This is a genomic window from Allobranchiibius sp. GilTou73 (genome assembly GCF_021391335.1).
Lineage (GTDB): Bacteria > Actinomycetota > Actinomycetes > Actinomycetales > Dermatophilaceae > Allobranchiibius > Allobranchiibius huperziae.
Genome location: NZ_CP090051.1, coordinates 100287 through 112007, shown reverse-complemented (window position 1 = coordinate 112007; position 11721 = coordinate 100287). Strand labels below are relative to the sequence as shown.

Here is an 11721-nt window from a genome sequence, read left to right as displayed (position 1 = left end):
CCGCGTGTCGGCAGTCGGAAACCGAGGGCACAATGGACGCTCGTGACCACTGAGCAGGCCCTCCCGAAGGGCGCACCGGCCGACCGGCCGACCTCGCCCGTCACCCACGGATCGAGCGGTCCCGCGCTGGCGCTCGCAGCTCTCGGCGTGGTGTTCGGCGACATCGGCACCAGCCCGCTCTACGCGCTGCAGACCGTCTTCTCCATCGACCACAGCAAGGTCACCGCCGACCGAGGTGACGTCTACGGCGTGATCTCGCTCGTCTTCTGGTCGATCACCGTGGTGGTGTCGATCAAGTACGTGCTCTTCATCCTGCGGGCCGACAACGACGGCGAGGGCGGCGTGATGGCGCTGGCCGCGCTGGTGCGCCGCCACGTACCGACCGGCGGCAAGCGTTTCGGCGTCGTGATGATCCTCGGCGTGCTCGGTGCGTCGCTCTTCTACGGCGACAGCGTCATCACGCCCGCGGTCTCGGTGCTCTCGGCGGTGGAGGGGCTCGAGGTGCCGGCGCCGTCCCTGGCCCACGTCGTCGTACCCGTCGGTGCCGTCATCATCACCGTGCTCTTCCTGGCCCAGCGCTTCGGCACCCACGTCGTCGGGCGGCTCTTCGGCCCGGTGATGGTGGTCTGGTTCGTGGTGCTGGGAGTGCTCGGGCTGCGCAAGGTCATCGGCGACCCCGCGATCCTCAAGGGCCTGTCCCCGTCGTACGCCGTGCTCTTCGTCGTCGACCACCAGTACATCGCGTTCGTGGCGATGGGCGCGGTGGTGCTGTCGATCACCGGGGCCGAGGCGCTGTACGCCGACATGGGCCACTTCGGTCCGAGCCCCATCCGCCGGGCATGGTTCTTCCTGGTGTTCCCCTGTCTCACGCTGAACTACCTCGGCCAGGGCGCGCTCATCGTGCACGACCCGTCCAGCGTCAAGAACCCGTTCTTCCTGCTCGCACCGAACTGGGCGCAGCTGCCGCTGGTCGTGCTCGCGACCGCCGCCACGGTCATCGCCTCGCAGGCGGTCATCTCGGGCGCGTTCTCGGTGTCGCGGCAGGCCGAGCGGCTCGGCTACCTGCCCCAGCTGACGGTGCGCTACACCTCGGCGTCCAGCAGCGGCCAGATCTACGTCCCGAGCATCAACTGGATCCTCTACGCCGGCGTGATGATCCTGCTCCTGGTCTTCCAGTCCTCCGCCAAGCTCGCCACGGCGTACGGCCTGGCGGTGACCGGCACCTTCCTCATCACCACCACGCTCTTCCTGGCGTACGCCGAGTCGGCGTGGAAGTGGGCCCGCTGGAAGCTGCTGCTGGTCGGCATCCTCTTCGGCCTGCTGGAGCTCACTTACTTCGGCGCCAACCTGACCAAGATCGTGCACGGCGGCTGGCTGCCGTTGCTGATCGCGCTGCTGGTCTGCACGGCGATGCTGACGTGGCGCAAGGGCAGCCGGATCGTCACCGAGCGCCGCGCCAAGCTGGAGGGCCCCATCGAACCGTTCGTGCAGTGGCTGGATGCCGCGCCGCTCACCACCGTGCCGGGCACTGCGATCTTCCTGCACCCGGGTCGCCCCACGACGCCGCTGGCGCTGCGGGAGAACGCCAACTTCAACCACGTCATCCACGAGAACGTCTTCATCGTCTCGACATCGCCGGAGAACATCCCGCATGTCGCCGACGCCGACCGCTTCGAGGCGCAGCCCCTCGGCGGGTCGTACGACGCGATCACCCACGTCACGCTGCGCTTCGGCTTCCAGGACGAGCAGGACGTGCCGGAGGGTCTGCGGTTCGCCGCGACCCAGGGTCTGGCCATCGATCCCGATCAGGCCTACTACTACCTGTCGCGCATCACGGTGCACCCCAGCTCGCGGCCGGGGATGTCGCGCTGGCGCAAACGGGTCTTCCTCGGGATGGCGCACAACGCCGCCTCCCCGGTCGACTACTTCAAGCTGCCGCCGGACCGCACCGTCGCGATGGGCGCCCAGGTCTTCTTCTAGTCGGTCACGTTGCCCAGTGCCGGAGTGTGCCGTGCGAGTCGACCCATTCGATGGACAGACCCGTCGCTTCCGGCGGCACATGTTCGACGGCCGCGACGTCGTACGACGTGCCAGGCACGCGCACCACACCCACCGGCCCCTGCCCGGTGGCCCGGGCCCCCTCGGGTGGATCGAATTGCATCGACACCTGGTGAGCACCGACGGGAAGCAGGGCGAGGTAGGTGTCCTCCCGATCGTTCGGCGCGACCCCGGCAACGGCCGGCAGCGAGCCGATCCGGCTCAGCTGCATTCCCTTGTCGGCACTCGCCGACATCAGGTGCGACCGCGGGTAGACGACCACGCGCGTGTCGGCGACGACGATCCCATGGCCGCGCTCGCCGGTGCTCGAGGAGTATCCGCGGGAGGGTGAATCCCAGTACGCCACCGGGTTGCGTGGCTCCCCGTCGATCCCGATGACGGCGCGGACCAGCTGCCCCGAGGGCAGTCGGGCGGTATCCGAGACGAATCCCACCGGACCCTCGTCCGACAGCACCACCGAAGAAGTGCTGTCCGCGGGAACCGGTGCGAGCGCCACCCACGAGATGCCATCCTCGAACACCGTGACCCCGCACGGGCCACCCCCCACCACGGGCACGTTCGCGGAGCTCCCCACCCGTCGTAGAGACAGACTCCCGTCCGGCTCTTCGCCGATGACGTCCCGGTGCACTGGCGAGCCCGGGTGATCGGTGACGTTCTGCACATACGGGGTGTTCGCCGCCGTGTCCTCGCCCGGCCTGGTCGGGTCCACGACGCCACGGCTGAATCCTGCACAACCCGAGGTCAACGCGCCGGGGTGCGTGGCGTGGGGCGCTGCGCATCCAGCGGCCAGGAACACCACCCCGACAACGAGAACGAGCGGCCCGATACGCAGCATCAGGAGTAGCTCTTCGTGTGCCGGCCCGACGCGTCCGTCCACGAGACGCTCTGCACGAAACCGTCGGCCGACGACGGGTCCTTGACCGTTCCCGTGACGTAGACGACGTCGTACGCCGTGTCACCCAGCCGGCGTATCTGCGGCGGGTTCGCGGTGTCGCCCTTCGTCACGCCCACCGAGACGTCACGTGCGCCGTGCGGGACGGTCGCCGCGAAGTGCGACGTGTCGCCCGAGACTCTTCCGCTGATGGACAGAGATCCGGACACGAACGACCCGAGCCCACTGGTGTCACCGATCGGCTGGGCCCCGGTCACCCCGTAGACCCCGAACCGTTCGTACCAGTAGACCTGGGTATCGCCGAAGGTCGCGACCTGCGCCCGCTCACCCGTCGTGGAGCGGAAGTCAGCACCTGACGACCAGAGGACCGCGCGGACCGTGACCGGCTGATCGGTGAGCTCCAGGTCGACGTTGAGAGTCGGGTTCAGGCGCAACTCGGCGCTCGAGGCCGTCCTCAGGTTCGTGGGGTACGTCGTGAAGCGCACGGACACCTGGTCGGCAGTGCGCGGCAGCGGTGTGGCGACGATGGTCTGTGACCCGTCCCGGAACACCGAGGCTCCGCCGTTCAGGTGCTGGATACGACGCAGCGTGCTCGAGCTGCCGGCGACACGCACCTCGAGATCGTCGGCCGTTCCGCTCACGACGTACTGGTCGAAGTGGTCCTCGCCGAGCTTCGCGTGCGCGAAGAGCGCACCCAGCGGCCCGGTCGACGACTCGGTGGCCGGCGTCAGCTGGGCATGGTTGGCGACGACCCGGTCGGCGCCGACACCGGCGCCGATGACCAGGGCCGCGGCCAGGCCGTACGCGCCGTACCGGGCGCGGCGGCGACGCCGCGTGCGCCGCGCGCCGGCGATGATCTCCCGTGCGCTGACATCCATCGCGGGCGCGTCCGCGCGCCGCAGCAGCGTCTCGATGTCATCACTCATGGTCAGCTCTCCTGTTCGGTCAGTGCAGCGCGCAGTGTCGAAAGGCCACGGGACGCAGTGCTCTTCACGGTGCCGACGCTGACCTGCAGCAGGTCAGCGACGTCCCGCTCGGACATGTCGGCGTAATGGCGCAGGACGACGACCTCGCGCTCGCGAGGGGGCAGCAGGCGGAGCAGTCGGATGACCTGGTCGCGGTCACCGACAGCGCTGTCGTCCACGGCGGCGGACTCGGCGACCCACCCGTCGTACGTGAGCACCTCCTCGTGGGTCCTGCGCCAACGATCGGTGTTGACGTTGATGAGGACCCGGCGGGTGTACGCGAGCGGCTGCCCGCCCCTGCGCACCCGTCCCCATCGCAGGTAGACGCGTTCCAACGACTCCTGCACCATCTCCTCCGCGCGGTGCGGGTCACCGCACAGCAGCCATGCGGTGCGAAGCAGACCCGGCGAGGAGACCCGGACGAATTGCTCGAACTCCTCGGTGTCGGCTGTGTTCACAGCCACCCCCTTCCCTGTGTGCGTGCATTGTCTACGCAGGGGACGCGCGAAAGGTTGAGTCGTTAGCGTGGCCGGTATGACGTTCTCCATCGTTGGCCACGATCCGGCCACCGGCGACCTCGGTGTCGCGGTCGCATCCAAGTTCCTGGGGGTCGGCGCCGCGGTGCCGGCCGCGCGCCTCGGGCAGGGTGCGATCGCCACGCAGTCCTTCGCCAACACCCTCTACAAGCGCGACGGGCTGGCGGCGCTCGCGGGCGGGGCCGACGCGGCCGCGACGCTGCGTTCGCTGACCGACTCCGACGACCAGCGCGAGGAGCGGCAGGTCGGCATCGTCGACGCGGCCGGGCGCGCCGTCACCTTCACCGGCGAGGGGTGCAACGCCTGGGCGGGCGGAGTCGCGCGCGACGGGGTCGCGATCCAGGGCAACATCCTCACCGGCCCCGAGGTGGTCGAGGCGATGAGCGACGCGTGGATCGAGGGGGAGGGCCGGTCGCTCGCGCAGCGGCTCTACGCGGCGCTCGTGGCAGGGGACGCCGCGGGCGGCGACCGTCGGGGGCGTCAGTCGGCGGCGCTCTACGTCGTCTCGCAGACCGGTGGCTACACCCCGGGTGACGACCTGGCGTACGACCTGCGCGTCGACGACCACCCCGACCCGGTGACGGAGCTCGGTCGGCTGCTCGACATCCACGACGTGCTGTTCAAGCCGCCCACCGACGAGGAGCTGCTGCCGCTCGCCGGCGAGCTCGCGCAGGAGGTGCGGTCGCGGCTCTTCACCCTCGGGTACGACGACCTGGACACCTGGGCGGGTGTGGAGAACCTCGAGCTGCGCCTGCGGGCGGGTCACATCGACACGACGGTGCTGCGCATCCTGCGTTCGCAGACCCCCGCCTGACCCCGGCGCGCCCCGTCCGACCTCGGTCGGTGGTCGGGGTGGGGCGCGATACCGTGCACCGGCCCGCCCACCGCCCATGCACAAGGAGTCCTTGATGCCGTACGACCGGCTGCTCGCGCCGCTCACGATCGGCGGCATCACCCTGCCCAACCGGGTGGTGATGGGGTCCATGCACACCGGCATGGAGGACCGGGCCAAGCATTTCGGTGAGCTCGCGGAGTACTTCGCCGAACGCGCCCGCGGCGGGACTGGGTTGATGATCACCGGCGGTTTCGCGCCAGACACCACCGGCTGGCTGCTGCCCGCCGGGTCGCAGCTGACCTCCTCCCGTGCCGCCGACAAGCACCGGGTCATCACCGATGCCGTCCACGAGGCGGGCGGGCGGATCGCGTTGCAGATCCTGCACGCCGGCCGCTACGGCTACCACCCGTTGGTGAAGTCGGCCAGCGCCGTCAAGTCGCCGATCAGCAGGTTCAAGCCGCGCGCCATGTCCGGCAGGGACGTCGAGCGCACCATCGGTCACTACGCCCGGGCGGCGCGCCTGGCCATGCAGGCCGGCTACGACGGCGTGGAGATCATGGGGTCGGAGGGCTACCTGATCAACCAGTTCCTCACTGCCCGCTCCAACGGGCGCACCGACCAGTGGGGCGGCAGTGCGAGCAACCGGATGCGCTTCCCCGAGCAGGTGGTACGCCGGGTGCGCGAGTCCGTGGGGGAGGGCTTCCTGCTGATCTACCGCCAGTCGCTGCTCGACCTGGTCCCGGACGGGCAGTCCTGGGAGGAGACGGTCGAGCTCGCACAGCGCGTCGAGCAGGCGGGCGCGTCCGTCATCAACACCGGCATCGGCTGGCACGAGGCGCGCATCCCCACCATCGTCACGTCGGTGCCGCGGGCGGCGTTCGCGTCGGTGACCGGCACGCTGCGCGAACACGTCACCGTGCCGGTGATGGCCTCGAACCGGATCAACACCCCCGAGGTGGCCGAGCAGATCCTGGCCGACGGTCAGGCCGACCTGATCTCGATGGCGCGGCCCCTACTCGCGGATCCGCAGTTCGTGCGCAAGGCCGAGCAGGATCGCGCCGACGAGATCAACACCTGCATCGCCTGCAACCAGGCGTGCCTGGACCACACCTTCAAGAACCAGCGCGCCAGCTGCCTGGTCAACCCGCGCGCAGGTCGCGAGACGACCCTGCGCCTGCTGCCGGTCGGCCCGCACGCCGCCCGCACGGTGGCGGTCGTCGGCGCAGGTCCGGCCGGACTCGCGGCGGCTGTGGCAAGCGCCGAACGCGGCCACCGCGTGACGCTGTTCGAGGAGCAGGACGAGATCGGCGGCCAGTTCCGATACGCCATGCGAATTCCCGGCAAGGAGGAGTTCGCCGAGACGCTGCGCTACTACACCCGGCGGATGCAGGTCCTGGGTGTGGAGGTGCGCACCGGCACCCGGGTGGACGACGATCGCCTGGCGGCGTACGACCACACGGTCGTCGCCACCGGTGTCACCCCGCGCGTCCCGCCGATCCCGGGGATCGAGCACCCCAAGGTCGTGATGTACGACGACCTGTTGAGCGGGCGCGCCACCGCCGGTGCCCGGGTCGCGGTGATCGGTGCCGGAGGCATCGGCTTCGACGTCAGCGAATACCTGTTGCACGACCGCGACGAGACCGTGGAGCACTGGAAGGCGCGCTGGGGCGTCACGGATCCGCAGGAGTCGCGCGCCGGCCTCGGCCCCAAGCACGACGAACCCCCGAAACGCACCATCCACCTGCTGCAGCGCAGACCGGCGCCGCTCGGCAAGGGGTTGGGCAAGACCAGTGGCTGGGTGCACCGCCAGACCCTCAAGGACGGCGGTGTGGAGTTCATCGGCGGCGTCACCTACGACCTGATCGACGACGAGGGTCTGCACATCACGATCCGCTCCGGTGACGGCAAGGAGCCCGATGCCGAGGCCGATTCCGAGCAGCGGCTGCTGCAGGTCGACACCGTGGTCATCTGCGCGGGTCAGGAGTCCGTGCGCGACCTGGCACGCCCCGACGACCCGTCGCGACACCTGGTGGGTGGCGCGGACGTGGCCGCCGAGGTCGATGCCAAGCGGGCGATCCGCCAGGCGACCGAGCTCGCGGCGAGCCTGTAGCGACCGGGCGGCTCAGGGCGTGAACGTCGACATCACCTGGTGCTCGACCGCGGCGTATGCGCCGCCGGCTCGGCCGAGCGCGACGCTGATGTCCTCCAGGGTGGCGCGCACCTTCTCCTGCGCGACCTCCCACTCGTGGTGCAGCTGCACGTACTGACCGGCCGCCGCGCCCTTCCAGGTGCCCTGCAACGACTCCAGTTTGGTGCGCATCGCGCCCATCGAGTCGTGGATCTGACCGGCGATCATCGCCACGTCCGCGCCGTGCTGCGACAACTGACCGCTGTCGACGGCGAACGCGCCGTCTGCGTGCTGATGCATGGTCCCTCCCGGGTGTCGATCGGGCCGCTCGTACAGCGGTCCGCTGCACCGGACGGTACGCACGACGGGCGACCCGCCGCAGAAGTTGTGCACAGGGCCCGACATGACGCAGGAGGCTCCCGCCGCATCGGCGGGAGCCTCCCGGTCGGGCCCGGCCCCGTCACTGGCCGGGCCCACCCCGTCAGGGTCGTCGTGCGAAGGAAGGGAGACTCCGCGTCGATGACCCCGTCACGTCACTCAGTTCGAGGAAGCCTCCCCGAGGGTGACCGTGACCTTCTGCTGCTGGCCACCGCGTACGACGGTCAGCACGACCTTCTGCCCGACGTTGCGGGCCCGGATGAAACCGACGAGCGAGTCGCTGCTCGCGACCTGCTGGCCGTCGACGTCGATGATGTAGTCGCCCGGCTTCAGCCCGGCCCGGCCGGCGGCACTACCGCTGTTGACGGACTTCACCTGAGCGGCAGCCTCGGTCGCACCGTTCAGGGTGGTGGTCCCGTCCTGGGCCATCACCCCGAGCTGGGCGTGGGTGGCCTTGCCGCTCTTGAGCAGCTGCCCGGTGATGTTCTTCACGACATCCACGGGGATAGCGAACCCGATCCCGATGTTGCCCGACTGGGAGGAACCCGAGGACTGACCGAGAGTCGCGATCGAGGAGTTGATCCCGATCAGCTTGCCGCTGGCGCTGACCAGGGCGCCACCGGAGTTGCCCGGGTTGATCGCCGCGCTCGTCTGGATCGCGTTGGTGACCACCGGGAGCGTGGTCGCGGCGGAGTCTGACTCGGAGGTGTTCACCGGCCGGTTGAGCGCGCTGATGATGCCGGTGGTGACCGTGCCCGAGAGCCCGAGCGGGTTGCCGACCGCCATCACCGGCTGACCCACGACGAGCGAGCCGGCGCTGCCGAGCGGCATGGGGGTGAGCGTGCTGGGCGGGTTCTTGAGCTTGATGACGGCCAGGTCGGTGCTGGCGTCGGTGCCGACGATGGAGGCACCGTAGGTCTCGTTGTTGCTGAGCGTGACCTGGACCGTTCCCGAGTTCACGGCGGCGGACACCACGTGGTTGTTGGTCACGATGTCACCGCTCTTGTCCAGGACGACACCGGAGCCCTGGTCGCCGCTGTTGCCCGAGCGCACCGTGATGGACACGACCGACGGGCTCACCTTGCTGGCGGTGCTGGTCCAGTTGACGGCATTGTTGTTCTGGTAGTCGGCGGGGTTCAGCTTCACCGTGGCCGGGCTGGTGGCGCCGGCCGAGGTCGTGGACCCGTGGTCGGTGAGGGCGTAGGTGGTCCCCGATGCCAGCGCCGCGGCGAGGATCGCCGCGATCGGCACGGCGTACAACGTCGACCGGTTGCGACGCCGGGGGCCGCGGGGGTGGGGCCGAACGCGCTGCCGCCATGAGCGGACTGGTAGGCGTAAGGGGACCCCTGCGGACCCTGCTGGCTCTGCGCGGCATACCCGCCCTGCTGCGGATGCTGCCCCTGCGGGTGCTGCCCCTGCGGGTTCATCGGCCGGCCGTAGGGCTGCTGCGGATAGATCGGCTGGGTGTGAGAAGGCCCGCCCGCGGAGCTGCCACCGGCCGGTGTGGAGCCGCCGGCACCCTGCGCCGGAGCGCCGGGGTCGGTGCGGTCCCGATCATCGAACTGATCGCTGTTTCCTGGGAACTGGTCCTGCGGCATACGTGCTGCTCCTCAATCGGCGCGGATTCGATCTGCACCGAAGTCTTCGGTGGTCGACTGGGCCGGACCTTCGTCGTCACTGTGGGCCTGCTGTGCGATGGACGGTATCTGCACGGTGAACGTCGCGCCGCCGCCCGGTGTTTCCGAGAGGTCCACCGAGCCGCGGTGAGCGGCCACGATGGCCGACACGATCGCGAGACCCAGGCCGCTGCCTCCGTGCGCGCTGTTGCGTGCGGCGTCGGCCCGGAAGAAGCGCTCGAAGACCCGCTCGCGCAGGTCCGTGCCGACCCCAGGACCATGATCGCGCACCACGACATGTGCCGCTTCCTCCCGGAGCCCCACCATGACCTCGATGTCGGTGCCCTCAGGGGTGTAGCGGACGGCGTTGGCGAGCAGATTGGTCAGCACCTGGCGCAGCCCCGCCTCGTCTCCGGAGACCATGGTGCTTCGCAGCGGCCCGCTCAGCCCGGTCATCCGCACCGTCCGGCCCGGCGCGCGGGCGCGGGTGTCCTGCACCGCGTCGGCGGCCAGCACCATCAGGTCGACCGGTGCGAAGGGGCGCGGCGGGTCGCCCGGCCCGCTGGGGTGCTCGTCGAGCCGGGTGAGGAGCAGCAGCTCATCGACCATCAGCCCGAGCCGGGTGGCCTCCTCCTCGATCCGGCGCATCGCCGAGGCGACGTCGTCGGTGCTGGTGACCGCGCCCATCCGGTAGAGCTCGGCGTAGCCGCGCACGGATGCCAGGGGGTCCGCAGCTCGTGCGAGGCGTCGGCCACGAACCGGCGCATCCGCTCCTCGGACTCGCGCCGCGCGGCGAAGGACTCCTCGATCCGCGTCAGCATGCGGTTGAGGGACTGCGCCAGGCCGGCGACCTCGTCGCGGGTGTTCTGCACGGGGATGCGCTGGGTCAGGTCACCGGCGGCGATGGCGCGCGCGGTGTCCTGGATACGGCGCAGCGGACGTAGCGCCCGGCGTACGGCGAACCACCCGAGCACCGCGCACGCCAGCAGGGCGATCAGTCCGGCCAGCGCGACGATCGCCGCGAGGCGGTCGACGGTGTCGTGCACCCGGTCCTGGGAGAGCGCGACCGCGTACGGGATCGTGCGGCCACCCACGGTCGCGGTGCCCGCGACCACGCGCCACTGGGTGTTGGACTGCAGGGAACCGACGGTGAACGGCCGCCCGGTGCGCACGCGGGGCGACCCCGGTTGCAGCTCGGGGAAGCGCGGCCGGTCGGTGCCGCTGCGGAAGTAGTCCTCCGAGGTGGTGGGAGTCCACTGCAGCCGTACGACGTAGCCGTTGCGGGAGGCGACCGCCGGACGTACCGGTGCGGTCGACTGCGGACGCGCGACGGCTGCGGCGACCAACTCCCTCGCGGTCACCTGCAGCTCGGTGTCCTGCTGCTGCTGCAGGAAGGAGCGCAACTGGTAGGTGGCCGCGGCGCCCGTGACGACCAGAGCCGCCATCAGCAGCGCGACCAGCAGCGCGGCGAGGCGCAGCCGCAGGGGCAGTTCGTGCAGCTCGCGCACTGCCCGCCGGGTGAGGGAGGGGTGGCCGGACGTCACGCGCCGCTCACCCGTGCCTCATTCGCGGGGTGCGCGCAGGACGTAGCCGATGCCGCGCTTGGTGTGGATCAGCGGCGCCGCGTCGATGTCGATCTTGCGACGCAGGTAGGAGATGTAGCTCTCGACGATGCCCGGCTCACCGCGGAAGTCGTAGTCCCACACGTGGTCGAGGATCTGGGTCTTGGACAGCACCCGTCCATTGTTCAGCATCAGGTAGCGCAGCAGCTTGAACTCGGTGGGGGAGACGTCGATGATCCGTCCGGCCCGGTTGACCTCGTGGGAGTCGTCGTCGAGTTCGAGGTCGGCCACTCGCAGGGCGGGGTTCTCTCGCTGCTCCACGCTCGTACGCCGCAGCACGGCGCGGATCCGTGCGACGACCTCCTCGAGGCTGAAGGGCTTGGTGACGTAGTCGTCACCGCCGACCGTGAGGCCCTTGACCTTGTCCTCCGTCGCGTCGCGCGCGGTGAGGAAGACGATCGGCATCTGCTTGCCGTGATCGCGCAGCTGGCGGGTGACGCTGAACCCGTCGAAGTCCGGCAGCATGACGTCGAGCACGGCGAGATCGACCTGTTGGGTGTTCGCGACCTCCAGCGCCTCGGCGCCACTGGCCGCAGGAAATACCTCGAACCCGGCGAAACGCAGGCTCGTGCACAGCAACTCGCGGATGTTCAGCTCGTCCTCGGCGACGAGGAGGCGGGCTTCGGCTGTCGTCATACGCGCAGTATCAGGACCATTCCTGGACGTTACCTGAAAGTCGGTGGTGCGCGAG

General features: G+C 70.0%; 11 protein-coding genes. 3 read left to right on the top strand and 8 right to left on the bottom strand.

Annotated features, from left to right (window positions below; genetic code table 11):
* Positions 1–42 precede the first annotated feature (42 nt).
* A complete protein-coding gene (locus tag LVQ62_RS00550) occupies positions 43–1980 on the top strand; it encodes a potassium transporter Kup (RefSeq protein WP_233763614.1) in 1938 nt (645 codons plus the stop codon).
* 4 nt (positions 1981–1984) lie between these two features.
* On the opposite strand, the gene LVQ62_RS00545 is transcribed toward LVQ62_RS00550, so the two are convergent.
* The 3 genes from LVQ62_RS00545 to LVQ62_RS00535 form a co-directional block, all read right to left on the bottom strand.
* On the bottom strand, positions 1985–2767 hold the full coding sequence (locus tag LVQ62_RS00545; protein WP_233763612.1) for a hypothetical protein: 783 nt from the start codon (positions 2765–2767) through the stop codon (positions 1985–1987).
* Between the two features lie 125 nt (positions 2768–2892).
* On the bottom strand, positions 2893–3876 hold the full coding sequence (locus tag LVQ62_RS00540) for a hypothetical protein (protein WP_233763610.1): 984 nt from the start codon (positions 3874–3876) through the stop codon (positions 2893–2895).
* A gap of 2 nt (positions 3877–3878) precedes the next feature.
* Positions 3879–4373, bottom strand: coding sequence for a SigE family RNA polymerase sigma factor (locus tag LVQ62_RS00535; protein WP_233763608.1), 495 nt, complete (start codon positions 4371–4373; stop codon positions 3879–3881).
* A 76-nt stretch (positions 4374–4449) separates the two neighbouring features.
* Here LVQ62_RS00535 and LVQ62_RS00530 point away from each other — a divergent pair, with 76 nt between their 5' ends.
* Both LVQ62_RS00530 and LVQ62_RS00525 read left to right on the top strand, forming a co-directional pair.
* A complete protein-coding gene (locus LVQ62_RS00530) occupies positions 4450–5265 on the top strand; it encodes a DUF1028 domain-containing protein (protein WP_233763606.1) in 816 nt (271 codons plus the stop codon).
* Between the two features lie 94 nt (positions 5266–5359).
* A complete protein-coding gene (locus tag LVQ62_RS00525) occupies positions 5360–7396 on the top strand; it encodes an NADPH-dependent 2,4-dienoyl-CoA reductase (protein WP_233763605.1) in 2037 nt (678 codons plus the stop codon).
* Between the two features lie 12 nt (positions 7397–7408).
* On the opposite strand, the gene LVQ62_RS00520 is transcribed toward LVQ62_RS00525, so the two are convergent.
* The 5 genes from LVQ62_RS00520 to LVQ62_RS00500 form a co-directional block, all read right to left on the bottom strand.
* A complete protein-coding gene (locus LVQ62_RS00520; protein ID WP_179478947.1) occupies positions 7409–7714 on the bottom strand; it encodes a WXG100 family type VII secretion target in 306 nt (101 codons plus the stop codon).
* A 237-nt stretch (positions 7715–7951) separates the two neighbouring features.
* Entirely contained in the window at positions 7952–9043 is a 1092-nt protein-coding gene (locus tag LVQ62_RS00515) for a S1C family serine protease (protein ID WP_233763603.1), read from the bottom strand.
* A 359-nt stretch (positions 9044–9402) separates the two neighbouring features.
* Positions 9403–10122: a cell wall metabolism sensor histidine kinase WalK gene (locus LVQ62_RS00510; protein WP_233763601.1), complete on the bottom strand. Its 720-nt coding sequence runs from the start codon at positions 10120–10122 to the stop codon at positions 9403–9405.
* Positions 10017–10952 carry a HAMP domain-containing protein gene (locus tag LVQ62_RS00505; protein ID WP_233763599.1) on the bottom strand — a complete coding sequence of 312 codons (936 nt, stop codon included), beginning with the start codon at positions 10950–10952 and terminating at the stop codon, positions 10017–10019. The genes LVQ62_RS00510 and LVQ62_RS00505 overlap by 106 nt, the downstream gene beginning before the upstream one ends.
* A gap of 18 nt (positions 10953–10970) precedes the next feature.
* Complete coding sequence (locus LVQ62_RS00500; protein WP_208051500.1) at positions 10971–11666, bottom strand: response regulator transcription factor; 696 nt, start codon at positions 11664–11666, stop codon at positions 10971–10973.
* Between the last annotated feature and the right edge of the window lie 55 nt (positions 11667–11721).